Source organism: Priestia sp. ST2 (assembly GCF_055810735.1).
This window is the reverse complement of sequence record NZ_JBVVNT010000004.1, coordinates 106,816-125,893: the sequence shown is the minus strand read 5'-3', so window position 1 is coordinate 125,893 and position 19,078 is coordinate 106,816. Positions and strand designations below refer to the sequence as shown.

The 19,078-nt window shown below is 37.0% G+C and carries 17 protein-coding genes; 11 read left to right on the top strand and 6 right to left on the bottom strand.

What is annotated here, in order from left to right; all coding sequences use genetic code 11:
* Nucleotides 1–159 precede the first annotated feature (159 nt).
* The 4 genes from AC0KUU_RS17790 (at nt 160) to AC0KUU_RS17775 (ending at nt 5,443) form a co-directional block, all read left to right on the top strand.
* A complete protein-coding gene (locus AC0KUU_RS17790) occupies nt 160–2,337 on the top strand; it encodes a malate synthase G (protein WP_322552193.1) in 2,178 nt (725 codons plus the stop codon).
* Between the two features lie 107 nt (nt 2,338–2,444).
* Nucleotides 2,445–3,221: a fumarylacetoacetate hydrolase family protein gene (locus AC0KUU_RS17785; RefSeq protein ID WP_043981577.1), complete on the top strand. Its 777-nt coding sequence runs from the start codon at nt 2,445–2,447 to the stop codon at nt 3,219–3,221.
* Nucleotides 3,222–3,272: 51 nt separating this feature from the next.
* Nucleotides 3,273–4,067: an IclR family transcriptional regulator gene (locus tag AC0KUU_RS17780; protein WP_322552192.1), complete on the top strand. Its 795-nt coding sequence runs from the start codon at nt 3,273–3,275 to the stop codon at nt 4,065–4,067.
* A gap of 143 nt (nt 4,068–4,210) precedes the next feature.
* Entirely contained in the window at nt 4,211–5,443 is a 1,233-nt protein-coding gene (locus AC0KUU_RS17775; protein ID WP_025751295.1) for an aminopeptidase, read from the top strand.
* Nucleotides 5,444–5,583: 140 nt separating this feature from the next.
* Here AC0KUU_RS17775 and AC0KUU_RS17770 read toward each other — a convergent pair whose 3' ends face one another.
* The gene (locus tag AC0KUU_RS17770; protein ID WP_097825134.1) at nt 5,584–5,964 is read right to left on the bottom strand and encodes a DUF4183 domain-containing protein; all 381 of its coding nucleotides are present in this window, start codon (nt 5,962–5,964) and stop codon (nt 5,584–5,586) included.
* 134 nt (nt 5,965–6,098) lie between these two features.
* Between AC0KUU_RS17770 and AC0KUU_RS17765 the strand changes: the two genes are divergently transcribed.
* Nucleotides 6,099–6,461, top strand: coding sequence for a DUF4183 domain-containing protein (locus AC0KUU_RS17765; RefSeq protein WP_230183529.1), 363 nt, complete (start codon nt 6,099–6,101; stop codon nt 6,459–6,461).
* A 57-nt stretch (nt 6,462–6,518) separates the two neighbouring features.
* On the opposite strand, the gene AC0KUU_RS17760 is transcribed toward AC0KUU_RS17765, so the two are convergent.
* Together AC0KUU_RS17760 and AC0KUU_RS17755 are read right to left on the bottom strand one after the other, a co-directional pair.
* On the bottom strand, nt 6,519–6,653 hold the full coding sequence (locus AC0KUU_RS17760; protein ID WP_013083673.1) for a hypothetical protein: 135 nt from the start codon (nt 6,651–6,653) through the stop codon (nt 6,519–6,521).
* A gap of 79 nt (nt 6,654–6,732) precedes the next feature.
* Entirely contained in the window at nt 6,733–7,224 is a 492-nt protein-coding gene (locus AC0KUU_RS17755) for a hypothetical protein (RefSeq protein WP_013083672.1), read from the bottom strand.
* Between the two features lie 407 nt (nt 7,225–7,631).
* On the opposite strand from AC0KUU_RS17755, the gene AC0KUU_RS17750 reads away from it, so the two are divergent.
* From AC0KUU_RS17750 to AC0KUU_RS17740, 3 genes are all read left to right on the top strand, one after another.
* Nucleotides 7,632–8,051 (top strand): hypothetical protein, encoded by a 420-nt coding sequence (locus AC0KUU_RS17750; RefSeq protein WP_013057548.1) that lies wholly within the window; start codon nt 7,632–7,634, stop codon nt 8,049–8,051.
* Nucleotides 8,052–8,123: 72 nt separating this feature from the next.
* Complete coding sequence (locus AC0KUU_RS17745; RefSeq protein WP_043981580.1) at nt 8,124–9,140, top strand: glycine-rich domain-containing protein; 1,017 nt, start codon at nt 8,124–8,126, stop codon at nt 9,138–9,140.
* A gap of 129 nt (nt 9,141–9,269) precedes the next feature.
* Nucleotides 9,270–9,848 (top strand): HAD-IA family hydrolase, encoded by a 579-nt coding sequence (locus AC0KUU_RS17740; RefSeq protein WP_028409020.1) that lies wholly within the window; start codon nt 9,270–9,272, stop codon nt 9,846–9,848.
* Nucleotides 9,849–9,850: 2 nt separating this feature from the next.
* On the opposite strand, the gene AC0KUU_RS17735 is transcribed toward AC0KUU_RS17740, so the two are convergent.
* From AC0KUU_RS17735 to AC0KUU_RS17725, 3 genes are all read right to left on the bottom strand, one after another.
* Nucleotides 9,851–10,447 carry a mechanosensitive ion channel family protein gene (locus tag AC0KUU_RS17735; protein ID WP_025751311.1) on the bottom strand — a complete coding sequence of 199 codons (597 nt, stop codon included), beginning with the start codon at nt 10,445–10,447 and terminating at the stop codon, nt 9,851–9,853.
* An 843-nt stretch (nt 10,448–11,290) separates the two neighbouring features.
* Nucleotides 11,291–12,313: a hypothetical protein gene (locus AC0KUU_RS17730; RefSeq protein WP_322552191.1), complete on the bottom strand. Its 1,023-nt coding sequence runs from the start codon at nt 12,311–12,313 to the stop codon at nt 11,291–11,293.
* A 969-nt stretch (nt 12,314–13,282) separates the two neighbouring features.
* Nucleotides 13,283–14,746, bottom strand: coding sequence for a hypothetical protein (locus tag AC0KUU_RS17725; protein WP_013083667.1), 1,464 nt, complete (start codon nt 14,744–14,746; stop codon nt 13,283–13,285).
* 311 nt (nt 14,747–15,057) lie between these two features.
* Here AC0KUU_RS17725 and AC0KUU_RS17720 point away from each other — a divergent pair, with 311 nt between their 5' ends.
* From AC0KUU_RS17720 to AC0KUU_RS17710, 3 genes are all read left to right on the top strand, one after another.
* Nucleotides 15,058–15,939, top strand: coding sequence for an HAD family hydrolase (locus AC0KUU_RS17720; RefSeq protein WP_237074464.1), 882 nt, complete (start codon nt 15,058–15,060; stop codon nt 15,937–15,939).
* A 576-nt stretch (nt 15,940–16,515) separates the two neighbouring features.
* Nucleotides 16,516–17,340: a pyruvate, water dikinase regulatory protein gene (locus AC0KUU_RS17715; RefSeq protein ID WP_043981583.1), complete on the top strand. Its 825-nt coding sequence runs from the start codon at nt 16,516–16,518 to the stop codon at nt 17,338–17,340.
* 120 nt (nt 17,341–17,460) lie between these two features.
* Entirely contained in the window at nt 17,461–18,963 is a 1,503-nt protein-coding gene (locus AC0KUU_RS17710; protein WP_162214469.1) for a malate:quinone oxidoreductase, read from the top strand.
* Nucleotides 18,964–19,078: the final 115 nt, after the last annotated feature.

The window sequence follows — 19,078 nt, the reverse complement described above, 5'->3', positions numbered from 1 at the left end:
AATATATTCGCTCGATGATATGATTTTTTTAACAAAAACAAAACACTGTTTCGTAATAAGAAACAGTACCGCATATATTCGTCTTAACCATTTTGGCAAAAAGAAATGAAAGCGTGTCCAAATTTAAAAATGTAAAAGAGTAAGAGGAGGAAACAGACGGTGACAAACTACAAACAAGTTGGAAATCTGAAAGTAGCTCCAGTTCTCTATCAATTTATCAATGAGGAAGCTCTTCCGGGCAGCGGCCTAAGTACAGAAAATTTTTGGTCTGATTTTGAAGCGTTAGTAACCGAGTTAACACCCGTAAATAAACGTTTGTTAGAAAAGCGTGATCAGCTGCAAGCTCGAATTAATGCGTGGCATCAAGAAAACCCTGACGGTGACTTTAGCGAATACAAATCGTTTTTAACGAGAATTGGCTATTTAGAAGACAAGACAGAAGATTTTCTTATTGGTACAGAAGGAGTAGACAGCGAAATTGCCTATCAGGCAGGACCGCAGCTTGTTGTACCAGTAAATAACGCCCGGTACGCTATTAACGCTGCTAATGCACGTTGGGGAAGTCTCTATGATGCTCTTTACGGCACTGATGCAATCAGTGAAGAAAATGGAGCTTCGCGCACGAGTTCTTATAATCCAATTCGAGGAGAAAAAGTTATTGCGTTTGCGAAGAATTTTCTTGATGCAGTTGTTCCGCTCGTTCAGTCTTCTCATGCGGAAGTGGTTCAGTACAGCCTTGAAAATGGAAAGCTTGTCGCTCAATTAAACGATGGCAGTTTAACCGAATTACAGGAAGAAGAGAAATTTGTAGGGTATCAAGGAGAAGAAGAAAGCCCTGATGCTCTTTTATTCAAAAACAACGGCCTGCATTTTGAAGTTCAAATTGATCGTACGGATTCGATTGGTAAAACAGACGATGCGGGTGTAAAAGATATTTTAATGGAAGCAGCTCTTACGACGATTATGGACTGTGAAGATTCAGTAGCGGCAGTAGACGCAGAGGATAAAGTAGATGTTTACCGCAACTGGCTGGGATTAATGAAAGGTGATTTGACGTCTACTTTTAAAAAAGGAAGTCAAAACATGACAAGGCGTTTAAATCCAGACCGTACCTATATTTCTCCGGACAAGAAAAAGATTTCACTGTCTGGCCGTTCGCTTATGTTTATTCGAAACGTTGGGCATTTAATGACAAACAGCGCTGTTTTAGATCGAAATGGCAACGAAATCTATGAAGGTATTTTAGACAGCGTGATTACTAGTTTAATTGCCAAACACACCTTACTTAAAAACGGCACGTATCAAAATTCTAAAAAGAGCTCTATCTATATCGTTAAACCGAAAATGCACGGCTCCGAAGAAGTCGCTTTTGCCAATACGTTATTTAATTCAATTGAAGATATGCTAGGGCTTGAGCGTCATACAATTAAAATTGGCGTAATGGACGAAGAGCGCCGCACGACGCTTAATTTAAAAGCGTGTATCAAAGAAGTAAAAGACCGAGTGGCTTTTATTAATACTGGATTCTTGGATCGAACAGGTGACGAAATTCATACCTCAATGGAAGCAGGCGCTGTTATTCGTAAAAATGATATGAAAACGTCTAAATGGCTTCAAGGCTACGAGCAGTCTAATGTAAATGTAGGCTTAGCAAGCGGATTCCAAGGCCGCGCTCAAATCGGAAAAGGAATGTGGGCAATGCCGGATATGATGGCGGAAATGCTTAAACAAAAAGTGGGGCATTTAAAAGCAGGAGCGAATACGGCATGGGTGCCTTCACCAACCGCAGCAACGCTTCATGCTCTTCACTACCATCAAATTGAGGTAAGAGATGTTCAAAACGAATTGCTTACTCAGTCTACTGATTTACAAGATGACATTTTGCAAATTCCTGTGGCAGAAAAACCAAATTGGAGCAAAGATGAAATTCAGCAGGAGCTCGACAACAACGCTCAAGGAATACTTGGGTATGTAGTGAGATGGGTCGACCAAGGAGTAGGGTGCTCAAAAGTACCTGATATTAATAATGTAGGGCTAATGGAAGACCGGGCAACGCTTCGTATTTCCAGCCAGCACGTGGCTAACTGGCTTCATCATGGAATTTGTACAAAAGAACAAGTAACGGAGACGCTCAAGCGAATGGCAAAAGTAGTGGATCAACAAAATGAAAATGATCCTCTGTATCAGCCAATGGCATCGAACTACAGCACATCCATTGCTTTTCAGGCAGCCTGCGATTTAGTATTTCAAGGCTATGATCAGCCAAACGGCTATACGGAGCCCATTTTACACCGCCGCCGTATCGAAGCAAAGGCAAAAGCAGCTATAAAACAGTAAAACAAACGGCCTGTCAGCATAGGGATGGCAGGCTGTACTTACACCTTCAGAATCTGACTATCTACTATTCTTATTAAAATTAAGCAAATGGGAAAAGGAGCTACGTTATGAAATTTGTAAGGTTCGCTGTACAAGATAGCCGTCATACAGGTGTACTAAAAGAGGATACGATCAGCGTCATTAAAGGAAATATATTTGAGAAATGGGACTATACAGGGCAGACTTTTTCACCGAGCGAAGTAAGGCTTTTGGCTCCTTTAGAGCCGAATCAAATTATTGGAATAGGCGCAAATTATGCAGCTGCAAAGTCGGAGCTGCCAAGAGAAATGCCTTCTATTCCTGTCTTCTTTTTTAAGCCCACATCCTCTGTGATCGGTCCAAACGAGGCCATTGTCATTCCAACCGCGATTAAGCACGTCAAGTTTGAATCCGAGCTTGCGGTTGTTATTGGAAAAGAAGCGAAGAACATCGCAAAAGAAGACGTGCTGGACTATATATTTGGGTATACACTTGGAAACGATGTAACGGCTCCGGATTATTTTCATGAAGACGGGCACTGGACCATTGGAAAATCCTTTGATTCATTTACGCCTCTTGGCCCCGTAATCGAAACGGAGCTTGATTTTAAATCCATTCATGTAAAAGCGTTTTTAAATGGCGTTGAAAAACAAAATAGCTCGACAGATTTAATGATTATTTCCGTTGAGCAAATGATCGCTTACCTTTCTACTGTTATGACCCTTAAGCCGGGAGATGTGGTTTTAACAGGAAGTCCGGTCGGCGCGGAGCTGGTAAGCGCAAACGATGTCATTGAATGCACCATCCGAGAAATTGGAACCCTCCAAAATCCGTTTGCTGCAGAGAAAGAACGTGTAAACGTATAAGAGTGATAAAAAATGCCCGGCAGTAACACGACACATAAAGGAGAGAAAAAAATGGAGAGAGAAAATATGGTGAAGTCTGTAAGCCGGGCGTTGGATATCGTCACAATTGTCAGCATGGAAAGAGAAGGGGTAGGCGTCACAGAAATTGCAAGGCAAATGGACATCAACAAAAGCTCCGTATACCGTATTCTAACTACTCTTGCTCAGTACGGCTATATTGAACAAGATCAAGAAACCGGGCGGTACAAGCTTGGGTATAAGTTTTTAGAAGTAGGTTCAAAGCTTTTAGATTCTATTGATTTACGAACGGAAGCAAAGCCGTTTTTGCAAGAACTTGAAAGTGAAACAAATGAAGTTATTCATCTTGTTGTCTACGATCAAGGTGAAGTAGTGTATATTGAAAAATTAGAAGGCAATCAGACGCTGCGCATGCATTCAAAAGTCGGGAAAAGAGCCCCTATGCACTGCACGTCTGTCGGTAAAGCTATCCTAGCTTTTTTACCGCTTAACACGGTAACAAGCATTCTTGAAAGAAAAGGCTTACCAGCTCATACCGATCACACCATTACAGATGAAGAAAGCTTTCTTCGAGAACTTTCGGAAGTAAAACAAAAAGGATATGCGCTGGATTTAGAAGAAAATGAATATGGAATTACCTGCATCGCAGCGCCTATTTTTGACCACCTTGGTCAAGTCGTTGCTGCAGTCAGCATTTCAGGTGCTACGATGCGTATGACAAATGAGCGATTAACGTATCTTCAAGAACGCATGGTTGATATAGGCAAGAACATTTCAGAGCGGCTCGGCTACAAAACTGAATCTGTGAAAGACAAAAGTTTGTTCTGATTCTTCGAGAACAAACTTTTGCTATATAATAATCTGTAAAATAACGTAATTATATTATGTAAACTACAGGCTAGGATTTTTAATTGATGTTTTATTCATGATACAATAAAGTCGTTAGAATATATACGTAAAGGAGATAAATTATGGAACAATTTGAGCGCAATATTGAAAAGTACGCCGAGCTGGCTGTAAAAGTCGGTGTAAACATTCAAAAAGGGCAAGTATTAAACATTAATGCCGATATTTCTTCCGCTGATTTTGTTCGTGAAATTGCGAAAAAAGCGTACGAAGCCGGAGCAAAGTCTGTGGATGTAGACTGGCATGACGATCATTTAGTTCGTTTGAAATATGAAAAAGCAGATGAATCTGTATTTAATGAATTTCCTGCTTGGAAAGCTCAAGCAAGAGAAGAGCTTGTGAAAAACGGAGGCGCTGTTTTATCTGTAATTTCAAGCGGTCCTGACTTACTAAAAGGAGTAGACGGCAAACGTATTGCTGCGTTCCAAAAAGTAAGCGGAAAAGCCATGAAAAAATTCCGTGAAGCGATCCAATCCGATAAAATCAGCTGGTCCATTGTAGCTGTTCCTTCAAAAGACTGGGCAGCAAAAGTATTTCCTGACGTTCCAGAAGAACAGCAGCAAGAAAAACTGTGGGAAGCTATTTTTAAATCCGTGCGCGTAGACCAAGAAGATCCAGTGGCGGCATGGGAAGAGCATAATGCTTCATTACATACAAAAGTAGACATTTTAAATGAAAAGAGATTTGCTAAGCTTCACTATAAAGCGCCAGGAACAGATTTAACAATTGAGCTTCCTGACAAACATATTTGGGTTGGCGCAGGCAGTGTTAATGAAGACGGCAACTCGTTTATGGCCAATATGCCAACAGAAGAAGTATTCACACTTCCAAAAAAAGACGGCGTAAACGGACAAGTAACAAGCACAAAACCGCTTAGCTACGCAGGAAACTTAATTGAAAACTTCACGCTAACATTTGAAAATGGAAAAATTGTTGATGTAAAAGCAGAAGAAGGCGAAGAAACGTTAAAGCACCTAATTGAAACAGATGAAGGTGCCAAATACTTAGGAGAAGTAGCCTTAGTACCGCATCAATCGCCAATTTCTCAGTCAAACATTATCTTCTACAACACACTGTTTGACGAAAATGCATCCAACCACTTAGCGATCGGAAGCTCGTATTCCTTCTGTTTAGAAGGCGGAAAAACGATGTCTAAAGAAGAGCTGTCACAAAACGGAGCAAACGACAGCATCACCCACGTTGACTTCATGATTGGCTCAGCCGAAATGGACATCGACGGCATTAAAGCTGACGGTACAAGCGAGCCGGTGTTTAGAAAAGGGAACTGGGCGTTTTGAATTAAATAAATAACAATAATAAAAGCTTCTGCGCTACATCCGCAGAAGCTTTTATTATGATCACTAAATTTCTGTAAAACTGAAACTTCATATATCTTACACGCGATTACGTTTTAAAATAAAACGATAGCAAGTTATTTTTAAGTTTGTACATCAGTTGTAGAATCAGGAGCAAAGTTAACAACTTCTAAAACTATAGGAGAACCTGTTAAAACGCTGGATCCTGCAGGAACAGTAATAGCTAAAGAACCGACACCTGTAGCTCCTGGCGTATATGTGGAAAGGCCAGCCATTTGTAAAACGCCGTTTATATATACATTGTAATAGCTGTTATCCGTAGCTAAAGCTGGAAGTGCAGTAGCCGCGCCACCTGTATCACCAAAAAAGTCAGCGGCATCTATTGTTAAAGTGGCTGCACCTGTAGTTGTAGCAGTTGCTGTATAAAAGAAACGTGAGACGGTCGGACTGGCGGTTACAGTGGTAGTAGCGGCTATAGCGAGTTTCATAATTTGAAGAGGCATAAACGTGTTACCTCCTTTCATGTTCTATCCTTCAATATATGCATTTGTTCCTTCTAAGGAATAGGTTTAATGGCATAAATTTAATTCTGAAAGACTATAACTAAACTAAGTACATCTGTGAAGGAGAGTTTTTCTTGAAGAAAAAATCTTACGGCTGCAATCACTATACAACCTCTTGTTCAACACCTTTTATTAAGCTTCCCGTGTTGCCTCAGCAGGAATTTAGATATATATTTCCGAAAAAAGTTCGCATCTTTGAATACTATACGGTAGCCGGAGGCAGCAAGCGCATCTTTACAGATCAAGATGCGTTAAAAGAATACGGCACTCAGCATATATTGGATCCTGAGAGCTACTCATACAGTAATCTATTCATAAACGGTGTGTTACAGCCTTCCTCCAATTACAGCGTCCAAAGAGGACTTCTTATCATTAACACGGAGGATATTCCTTTAGAAAAATCACCCGTGATTTTACAAATGATTAAAGTAATCTAACTTTCAACCCCAAAATGCGAAGTACACATGCCTGCACATAAAAAAACAAGGTGAACGTTAGTCAGTTCCACCTTGCTGTGATTCTTCTTTTTTAACCGGAGCGTCACGCTTGAACATGTGATAGTAGGTAAACCCCAAGCATAGAGCGCCGGCGATTGAACAAAAATATTGCAAAAAACGGACGAAATCCATTGGAATGACCTCCCATTTTCAGTTTCGCTTCTAGTATGTACAGGGAAGTGAAATAATATGTGAAAAGGGAGGTTTTCTCTTATAGTTCGTATGGTTCTTGAAGAGTAAGGTAAGGCTGCAGATCTTCAAGACCCAGACGCTTATTTAATTGTCTTTTCATTAAATCGTACTGGTAGATGAGGTGAAATTGATTTTTTTTCGGTGTTTCACAGCGAATGTATGTTTCTTGCCCGTTCTTGTCTGTGAAATGAATGGTTAATTCACCGAAATAGCGTTGAACAGGAGCTCCGTGAAGGCCTTTTTCATTTTTGACAACCTTTGAAAATTCTGCTCGTTGAATACGGTTAAATGGAATAATAGCTACTTGATTGATAACAAGACGCTGATCGTACATGTCAATTTTAGATATGGAAATTTGATTAATTCCTTCTGCAAATTTAACATGCCCGTTTACAGAAACAAGCGGTTTGCGATCCTCAGGATCAACAGCGCCTTGAGGCCGCTTAATGACGTAGAAGCTAGCTACGCCAAGTGCTACGATACCAACCACAACAATAAGTGCAAACATCATTTTGCATTCCACCTCCTGAGTATAGATGTGTAATCTGAATTTAACAGCAAGCTGTTTCAGTTGCCATATTGCCTCAACAATGAGGGTAGAGAAAAGCAGTTCGGCAGTTCATTATAAGTATATACATATGTTCGACAATATGGTGTGATATTCCTTCTTATTATGACTTTTTTACGACAAAATGGGCAAAACTCTTTTCGAAAATGAAGTGAATCAGTTACAATTTAAGGATAAGGTACCAAATTTCTTTTTTATCTCAAAAAAGTGCAGAAAAGCGTAAAAAATTCTAGGTACTTTCTCATATTTTTACTATTTTTATAGAATTTATTCCAATTTCTAATCCTTTATCGTGTATAATCTCTTGTGTGCAGCATGATATACATAAAGGTGTAAGGAGGCACAGTTCATTGTCTTTATCAGCAAAAAAGATATTATTATTAGTTTTAGTAGTTATATGTTTAGTGTTAGTTGTGATGCAATTCATAAATCGATCAGCAGAGCCGACTTCCGAACAGGCCCAAGAAACACTGAGTAAGCTCCCTGAACAAGAAACCGTTAAAGAAAAAGCAAAGGGCGACGAGGAAGCGCACAAATATCGAGTGTATTATATTACTATTGAAAAAATCGAAAATGGTACATACAGCGGAACAACAAAAGAAGGAACGGGCATTAAATTTTCCGATAAAAATTTAAATGAACCGATTCCAAGCAATTTGAAAAAAGGGGATATTGTTAAAGCATACTTTGATCTTGAATATAGCACCAAAGGTCTAGTCAAAGTAGAAAAGGTAGACGAGATGCCTGATGATGACGAGAGCTCAAGTTAATTGAGCTCTTTTTTTGTATTTTACGAATGTGGTAAAATATTGAATATATAGACGCGGTATAGGGGGAAGAAGATGATAGCAGCAATTATAGTAGGAGCGGTAATTCTTTTAGCTTTGATTATTAAAGGGATTGGAAAGCCAAGGGGATTTCGCTTGTATAAAGAGGAGCTTCCAGATGAGCTCGGAATACATGAAGGTAATGGTTTTGAAGATATTGTACATTCACTAGAAGATTCTTTACCGAAAGCCTATGTTCAACAGGTAAAACAGCGTATACAAAGGGGAAATACAAAAGACGATGAAGTAGAATGGACGTTTTTTGAGATGAAGCGCTACTTTTTATTAAATGCAGTCATCAAAGACGTACCGATGTTTAGTGCAAAAGTAGATGAAGTGTGGCACGAAATGATTATGTTTACAGTGGATTATAAGCGTTTTACAGAACACTTTTTCAGCCGTTTTTTGCATCACCAGCCAAATGTAGATACAGCTCCATCCCCACAGCCGGATAAGCGAGCATTCTTCGATTGGATGTATGCTCATTTGTTTGACATAACGGGCAACAGCCGACTGCTTTGGGGAAAATTTTTTCAGCATCCGCTTGGTAAAAGTACGCTTCAAGATTTTCAAAGATTATCAGAAGATGAATTGCTCGATCGCTATTTTTTGAGAAACGGCAAATGGGAAGAACAGCAGAGAGCCCTGATTCAAACGTTAAAAGAAGAAATCGATGCTGCTCGAAAGAGAAAAAAAGCAGGCGGATCAACTTATTTTAAAAAAACGGCTAAAAAAGGAAATGTATCAAACGAACTTCTTCTTCAAGGCTTTGTTTTTTATTCTCTCTACAAAGCCACCAACTTTTCAAGCCATATGAATGAGCTGCTGCTATATAAAAAAACGATATATGCGGGAGATACAGCCTCTTACAGCGGCTATAGCTGTTCAAGTCCAGGGGAAGACAATCGCCACCATCACCAACACGATGGAGGGCATCACCATCATGACAGCGGCAGCAGCTGTTCGAGTTCAAACTGCAGCAGCTCTAGCTGTTCAAGCTCCAGCTGCGGGAGTGGGTGCAGCAGCAGCTGATAAAGTAAAAAAACTCGTATAAAACGAGTTTTTTTTACTTTAAATGCAACGACGACAAAATGGTTCACTGACAAGCAATGAAAAATTTGGTATAATCGTTACGTTTTTAAAAAAGGAGAGACAGTGAAAATGAATATTTTATGGGACTTTGATGGAACCATCTTTGATACCTATCCAACGATTGTAAAAGCATTCAAAGAATTACTAACAGATCAAACGATTTCAGAAGACGATATTTTAAAACAAATGAAGATATCTTCTGACGTAGCAATTAAGCACTTCGATATTGAAAAGTCTTTGTTTGATAAACACTTCCATGTGCTTGAACAGAAAATCAATCCTAAAGATAAGCCTGCTTTTCCTCACGTAGAAGACGTACTGAGCTTTGCGGATACAAATGTAATTGTTACGCATAAATCTAGACAGTCTACTCTTGATATTCTGGCATTTTTTAATATGGAGCACTATTTTACGGAGATTATTACAAAAGATGATGGCTACAAACGAAAGCCTGATAGCGGCGCTTATGCCTATCTTCACGATAAGTATCAGCTCGATTTAGTGATTGGAGACCGCGAGCTTGATTTAAAACCTGCCCGTGAACTGGGAATCAAAACATGTGCATTTCAAAATGACGACATTGAAGCAGATTATCACCTTACATCATACGATCAATTCTTTACAACAGTAGTAAATAAAAACTCGTGAAGCTATTCTTCACGAGTTTTTATTTGTTCAGGCTTATGTACTTCGGGAATTTCACCGAGCGTATAGTTCGCTACTTTTGTAATGTTACTATTAGCAAAAAAGTAAAACTCTCCGTCAACTCCGCGAATTTTTGTCGTGCGCAATCCAATTTCTTCAACAGTTCCTTTCGTATCATTTATGGATACGTGATCTCCTACTGAGAATTGATCTTCAAATAGAATAAAAAAACCGTTTAAAATATCTTTAATCAAATTTTGTGCACCTAAGCCTGTAATAAATCCTGCTACACTAATACCAGCTAAGAGTGCTTTCATATTAATTCCGATTGCCTCTAAAGACGTAATAAGTACAATAAAATACACTACGTACATGACAATGCTCAGACAAAGCTTTTTCAGCGTTATTTCTTTACGTTCATTGTACCTCAGCAGTTTAGTTTTAAATCTGAAATCAAAGATTTTATTAATTACACTGCGAGCAAACCTGATAACGATTTGAGCAATAATGAAAATCAAGATAATCTTTATAATTACTTCACTAATGTCAATCCACTTACCGGTATTAAATAAAGTTTGCTGTACCCACTGTATGTCTTTCATGACTAAGTCCCTTTCTTGCTTTATAAAATTTTCTCTACTGAATAGTATAATTTATTTTTAAAAATATACTACTAGAATTTATGAAGAGGCGTTTAAACTATTATTTTATTTTAATTTATTTGTAGTTGGTATATGAAATGAAAACTCCTTAATTTAGAAAAAGAAAAAATCCTCAAGTATAGATATCTTTAAAACATTTCTTTATACAAATATTAAATAAAACCTTATAGCAGAGATTAAGATAGATCTTATTAACAAACATTATATACAGATATTAAAGAAAGAAAAACCCTTTAAAAACCCAATGATATCAAGGGGTAGCGAGGAAAATGCTTTTCAATAAATAACTGTGTGGAAAAGAGCCCTTTTTTGTGAACAGCATCCTTTAGCTAAAGGATGTTTTTTATAACAACAGATATAGAAACTATTTTATTCACTATGTTTTTTCTTCTGCAATAGACGAATTTTAAAACTCATAGTATGAAGATTTCTGTTAAAAGTATGAATTATTTCCACTGTGGATAAAAATAGTCGTGTTAAAGAGTAAATAACCTAGAAATTATCGTTAATAAAAAAATAAAAGGGATGTTTTTATTAACAAAAAGGATGATATAACATTAATTGAATATGTTTTCTTTCTTTTGTGGATAAGTATGAAGGTGTTTTTTTAGCAATATTCCGTAGTTATACACAAGAAATATCATTTATTTGAACTCATTACGTTTATATAGATAGGATAATGGGATTGGATAGCTGCAAAATGGGGTGTTTGTTTGCATTATTTGTCTCAAAAAGAGAAGAGAAAGGAGAGAAAATAAAAAAAAGGCATGCCAAAGAAGCCCCTTATGAAGCTGTAAGTTCGGCAGGGACTTGATCTTGAAGATTTTTTGAAAGCTCTTTTCGAATGAGCGTACGGATTTTTCCACCGTAATTTTCAACGACTTGAGCATCATGGCTGAAGAAGGCCTGTTCAATCAGCGAATAAAGGGCAGACTTCACTCGTTCAATACCATATTCAAAAGAAAGCTGAACCAAATCAGCGATGTCTTCGTTTTGGAATGAAGACATAACAATTCCGGTAGAATCTGTGCTGTGTCCAGATAATTTTACAAAAGTCTCTTCAATAGCACGTCGAATCGCCGCATCGTATTGATCTTTCTTTTCTTGTTTTGACATCTTGCCATTTTTAGCTCCGTCTTTTAAAACAAAGAAAATAGTAGATCCTTGGACAACGGTTTTAAATGCGCTCGTCTGTGTTTCAGCTATTTTTTGCATCATACCTTTGTAGTGGGTATATTTCGGCGTGAAAATTTTATAATCATTAAAGCTAATTTTTGAAGTGTTTTCTCCAGGATTAAACTGACGCTTAATCGTATCGTTGTCATAAACCAATTCTTTGCGCAGCTCTAAGCGAAGGGCATTTACGTTTTCAATTAGAATAAGTTCTTCAAAGCGAGTATATTCTAATTCCATAAACCCAAAGCCGTGTTCTTCAAAATATTGAGGATAGGGAACAATACAAATATTGATTCCTTTGCCGCTGCGAGAATAGGAAATTAATTCTGTTTCCGCTAATACTATATTGTTGTTGCGAACTGTTCGAACTGTACAATTCAAAGCGGCTGCAATCTCTTTTTCAGAAACATCACAAATAATACCTCTTTCATCAACGTGAAGGAAGTGATAAAAAATTAATTGTGAAATTTGAGATTTAGATAAACGGTGATGCTCTGCCACTGTTTTGATTGTAGGGTTCCCATGAGCGTCTAGGTCCATGTGATCTTCAATATCTTTATATTTTTCTACGGTGCTAGACAATTGGCGAATAATTTGTTTTCCAATTTTCGCAAATTCTTTTTTTATCATGAGAATCCCTCCAATCTATTTCATATCAACAATAATTTATTAGGGTAAAATAACAAAGAATACCTTGTGAAAATTATATCAATAAGAAACAGAATCGCAAACGAACGAGTAGTACGCTAAAAACGGCAAAAGGTTCAAAGAATGCTGTCATATCAAGGGGTGCAGCGTATAGGTTTTTTAGTACGACAAAAACGGCAAAAGCAAGCAAGCGCCGGCAGAACAGTGTTTGTTACGATCAGTAAAAATCAAAAAAAACTTTATGCGTTTTAGTACGTAAAAAACGGCAAAAGGCTCAGTATAGTACGCCAAAAATAGCAAAAGTGAAGAATAGTACGCTAAAAACAGCAAAAGTGATCTCGATTCACCTAAAAAAAGGTAAAAAAATCACTTTTCTGATCGTTGTAAATAGCACAATGAATTTTGTTAGTACGTCAAAAATGGCAAAAGCTATTTTTAGTACGTGAAAAACGTCAAAAACGACGTAGTAGTACGACAAAAACAGCAAAAGTTTTCGTTTGGTACGTCAAAAATGGCAAAAGCTTTATAGGTGCTGCGAAAAAAATAAAAAATGGGGTTTGAAAAGGCAATAACAAAGGGAAAAGCAACGTTTAGTACGCAGAAAACGGCAAAAGTAGTGAAGGAGTACGTAAAAAACGGCAAAAGGTAGGATTGTTTTACGGGAAAAAGAGAATAATTAACAATTAATAAGTGATTATGAGTAAATAAAATGAATGTAGTACGTCAAAAATGGCAAAAGAATCAGAGTGGTACGTCAAAAACAGCAAAAGGTAGTAATTAGTACGCTAAAAACGGCAAAAGAAGCGAACAGGTACGTCAAAAACGGCAAAAGCTTCTGGTTAGTACGTTAAAAATGACAAAACTTCCAAACTATGAAATAAAAGTAGAGGGATATTTTGTATTTATAAGCTGAAAGTGGCAAAATATCAAATAAAAAAGGAAGGGAACAATTTACCCTTCCAATGTTTCTCTATGTTCTCCTCCAAAATAGTCTTGAATTTCATAATTTTGAAGAGGAATAAAAGAGATTTCAAATCCTTGAAGTTTTTGCTGATAACTTTGGATAAGTACTTGATTGCTAACAAACTCTGCTAGAGATTCATTAATTAATTTTAGATTGACATCAATTTTCTTTGAACGAAAACGAACTTTTGAAGCAAAATATTGATACGGGTAAAAATGGGTGTAAGACTTCTCTTGTAAATAACAATCTAATCGCTCTTTTTGAAATGCATACAGCAGCAAAGAAGACAGCGAGTTATCTTTAAACTTTTTAATAACGTCACTGTAAATTTGTACAAACTGCTGATTTAAAAAGCCTTGATGCGTATCGTCGCTAAATACGATGGTTGCATATCGTCTGCCCGTTACTTCATCGGTTTCAATAACAGCTTTTTGGAAGAAGTTTATCGCAAATTTTGTATCTCTGGAATTTTTCTTCTTCGCTACACCTTCTACGTGGTACCTGGCAATTTTCATAATGCGGGCTTCAACTGCTTCATAGTTTTTTACACCTTTTGAATTATAAATTTCTTTCACGATATCCGCTAAATCAAGAGTCACCGTTTTTTCTTTATAAAACATCTCGTCGCGCTGTGAAAGAGCAAACTGGATAATTTGGGAATCTTTTGGGTCTAAAACCATATTTCGTTTGGAAAGAACCGTTTGATTATCATTCACAGGGATAATGGTGCGAATGAAATATTCTTCATCAACTTTATAGTCATTATATAAAACGACTTCTTGGGAGTTTGTTTTAACTTCCATATTGGTTTTAAGAGAATGACTTTCGTTTGAGAAGATAGGGGCCTCTACCCACGAATTTAATCGTTTATCAATCCAGTTACTCAAATTTCCATTGTATTTTTCTAATATGATTTCAGCAATTAAAAAAGTAAAGTCCGTGTGAAATGCTTTCTCTATTTGATAATTCATTTTTGAATCTAAATAAGGAAAATCGGTAATGTTTGTTTTTTTACTTTTAGCCCATGCCTCTACTTCTTTTAACTTTATCTTTAAAATATCTTCAGGTTTTTCCACGCCAAACAGTTTTTTTAAGTGTTCGGTATCCACTTTTTTATCCATCACTTTTTTGGCCAATTCAATGTCTTCAAAAATAGGATTAGGCTTTTCTGCTTTAATATCTTTTTTTAAGGTTTGCAGCCAGTTTTTCTTATTCGATTGTCTTCTTTTGTAGGCCGGGTTTCGTATTTCCTTAGGATTTATTAATTTATTCTCTAAAACAAACGTATCTTGCAATATATTTAAAATGTAGTCTTCTATAAAATCTTTTTCATTCGAAAAAAACGAATGAGAATCATATAAAAAGTCTATGCACTTTGCTTTGATATTGTCATCGATCGCATCGCTGATTTGTTTAATAAGGTAAGGAGAAAAATTGGATGGTTCGTTCATGTTGACCTCCTCTGTATGTATTTAATCTGTAACAGTCTTATTATATCTTTTTTGAACGATACTCTAAAGGCTAAAAGGAAAATTCGTTTTTGTGAATGCTGTTTTATATCGAATTAGCCTAGCCGGCTATTAGTATAAAATATAAAATTCTTTCTTTATAGAGCCTGTACAATATCAGTATATACTTTAAATGTAAGGAGAGTATTATAGTAGTTTTATAAAAGAGAAAAGCAAAGTACATTCATTGAGTTTAAAAATGGAAAAGTTTATACTTGCCAAGTACACTCTTTTTACAAATAGGGGGAATAAATATGTTGTTAAAACCTAAAGCAATTTTTTTAGATATGGACGGTACGATATTAAATCGCTCTAACAAAGTAAGTATTCAAACAAAAGAAATCATTGACGAATTACGAAAACAGGGAATTTTTGTTTTTATTGCTACGGGAAGAGCATTTGATGAAATAGAAGAGTTAGTTCCTGAAGGCTTTCAAGTAGATGGATTTATCACATCAAATGGTATGGCGGGCTATGTAGGAAAAGAATCAGTCTTTCAGCACTCGCTTTCGCTTCAATTGGTGGAAACTATTATTGAAAAAGCAAGAGCGAATAAGGTGTACTACGAGCTTTTCCCGTACGGCACACCTCGCGTGACGTTAAAACAAGATCAATCCTATGTAGAAAATGAAATTAGAGATCCAAAGCCAGACAGTGTGGAAATTAACGAGTGGCTTTCTCGTAAACAAGCGATTAAAGAAGAAATTGACTGGAAAGATTCTGTAGAGGGAAGTGAATTTTCAAAGTTCTATTTCTTTGCAAGAACGCACGAGCATATCGATAAATGGAAAGAGGAACTTGAAGAACTTAAAAAAGAAATCGACTTTACAACTTCTACTTCATCTAAACACAATGTTGAAGTGATGGTGGCAAACGTAAATAAAGCAACGGGAATTCAGCAAATGCTAAAACATTTTAATTTGCCCGAGCAAGACATTCTAGCAATTGGCGACAGCAACAATGATTTACCAATGTTTCAGTTTGCCAGCTATGCCGTAGCGATGAAAAATGCGCCGGATCATATTAAAGAAATTGTCGATGACGTAACGGAATTTAACTGTGACGAAAACGGCGTATCTCATTATCTTTCTAAATTTTTATTACAAAAATCTACTAGAAGTAATCCCGTTTTATAAAAATTAATCTATTTCATGACAATGCATTATAACCAACTATTCAAAACATCGTCTTTTAGGCGGTGTTTTTAGTATACATAAGGTGGAAAGTAAACCGTTCATTATTTTTAGTTATAGCACTCTTAGCTAAAAAGAATAGATAAGAATAAATCTTCTATAATTTAAAAATCATGCTATAAACAACATAACTATATAACTATCCTCGTACCTATCGCTGCAAAACGCCTCTCAGCCCTGATGAGTGCCACCATGCCAAAGCAAAAAATATTTTAACATCTAAACTTTTTCTTTCTTCAAACTTTTTATAAAATGCGGAGAAAAGGGATTGTATCTCCGTATATTTAATGCTAATATAACATTTAATGAAATAGTATAACATATTTAGTTTTATTTTATAATTAGTATGACATAAATCCTGGATTCGCTCGTTTTTTTAAGTGTTTATAATCACAGTATCCAGGATATTAGCCCATTCATTACCCATAAAATATGTATCTTGCAAGCTGCTAAATGATAGTTGAACAAAAAATACTAGCGTTATTAAACTATTAAAATCAAAGAATAGGAAGATTTAATGTGAATAAAAGAAAAATTGTCTATATAGTTTCCGACTCAGTAGGTGAAACGGCTGAGCTGATGGTAAAAGCAGTTTTAACTCAATTTAGTGAAGAAGATATTGAAATTCAAAATACTTCTTACGTAGAAGATGAGGGAAATATTGATAATATCATTGCTGAAGCAAGATGTAACGAGGCCATCATTGCGTATACTATCGTCATCCCACCTTTAAAACAGTATCTTGACCAAAAGGCACATGAAGAAGGAATTGTAGCCATTGATTTAATGACCCCTCTTATGAGTGCCTTTAGCCAAACCTTTAATAAGGAACCTAATCTTCAACCGAGATTAACGAGAAAATTAGACGATAACTATTTTCGAAGAGTAGAAGCAGTTGAATTCGCTGTTAAATATGATGATGGACAAGACTTCAGAGGTATCAAGCGAGCTGATCTAGTGTTGATTGGTGTTTCGAGAACATCTAAGACGCCACTTTCTATGTATTTAGCTCATAAAAGTCTTAAAGTAGCGAATATACCTTTAGTTCCAGAAGTGACGCCTCCTGATGAACTTTTTACTATTCCGAAAAATAAATGTATTGGTTTAGTTATTACACCGGATAAGCTCAATGAAATCCGAAAAGAACGATTAAAAAATTTAGGTTTAGCGTCTCAAGCCAATTATGCCAATGTAGATCGAATCCTTGAAGAGCTGGACTATGCTGAGAAAATTATGAAGCGCATTGGCTGTCCTATTGTTAATGTCTCAGGTAAAGCAGTTGAAGAAACCGCTGAAGTGATATTGAGCATGTTAAAAAAGGACAAGACGAAAGGGTATGTATAAAAACACCCATTATGTAAGACAGATAACTTGTCAGACATACTTAATCTGTAGAGAGTCAGGTAGAACAGGCGTGTTGCTAAAAGGTGCTTTTTTAAAATATAAAAGATAAGGAAGATTGTGATGAGCAATGTATATAAAAAAACAGACGTTATCTTAATTGGGGCCGGAGTGATGAGCGCAACGTTGGGATCTTTACTAAAAGAGTTAGCGCCGGAATGGGAAATCAAAGTATTTGAGAAACTCGCAGATGCAGGAGAAGAAAGCTCGAATGAATGGAATAACGCAGGGACTGGCCATGCTGCACTGTGCGAGTTGAACTATACATCTGAACAAGCTGACGGATCTATAGATATTACGAAAGCAGTGCAGATTAATGAACAGTTTCAGCTTTCAAGACAGTTTTGGTCGTATCTTGTAAGCAGTAATTTAATTCATCATCCGCAAGAGTTTATTATGCCAATCCCTCATATGAGTTTCGTACAAGGAGAAAAGAACGTATCCTTTTTGAAAAAACGTTTTGAAGCGCTATCAAATAATCCATTGTTTCAAGGGATGGAATATTCAGATCGTCCTGAAAAGCTAAAAGAATGGATGCCGCTTGTTATGAAAGGCCGTACATCGACTGAAGCAATTGCGGCAACCAAAATCGACTCAGGGACGGACGTGAACTTTGGAGCTTTAACTCGTATGTTGTTCACACATTTAAAAAGTAAAAGGGTAGAAATAAACTATAACCACAGCGTTGAAAATCTGACACGTACCGCAGACGGCTCGTGGAAAGTAAAAGTACATGATATTCATACCGGCAAACAGGAATATCACACGGCGAACTTTGTTTTTATCGGAGGAGGAGGCGGAAGTCTGTCTTTACTCCAAAAAACGGGTATTCCTGAGTCCAAACATATTGGAGGGTTCCCGGTAAGCGGATTATTTATGGTATGCAATAACCCCGAAGTTGTAGCGCAGCATCACGGGAAAGTGTACGGAAAAGCAAAGGTTGGTGCTCCGCCGATGTCGGTTCCGCACCTTGATACACGCTATATCGACCGCAAAAAAACACTGCTGTTTGGACCTTTTGCCGGATTTTCACCAAAGTTCTTAAAAACGGGTTCAAATTTGGATTTAATCAATTCTGTAAAACCGAATAATATCTTAACGATGTTAGCAGCAGGCGTCAAAGAGATGGGCTTAACGAAATACTTGATTCAGCAGGTGCTGTTGTCCAATGAAAAGCGTATGGAAGAACTTCGTGAGTTTATTCCAAACGCAAAAAGCGAAGACTGGGATATCGTCGTAGCGGGTCAGCGTGTACAAGTAATCAAAGATACGGAAGCCGGAGGTAAAGGAACTCTTCAATTCGGTACCGAAGTTGTGAGTTCAGCTGATGGTTCCGTTGCTGCATTGCTCGGGGCTTCGCCAGGTGCTTCGACTGCCGTTCATGTCATGCTTGAAGTGCTGGAAAAGTGTTTCCCGCAGCATATGAAGAAATGGGAATCAAAAATAAAAGAAATGATTCCTTCTTACGGCTTGTCACTGGTAGAAAATCCAGCGCTTTTTAACGAAATTCATGCTTCTACAGCACAAACGCTTGATTTAAGTAAAAAAGAACTTGTGTACCGATGATTTTAGGCAGCCTTTGATACGTATACTCTATATTAAAAGAGTTTTTTAGATAGTTAAAGCATTTAAACGACATGTGAAATCTATAAGAAAAAATGAGGGAAGTTCGTTATATAAC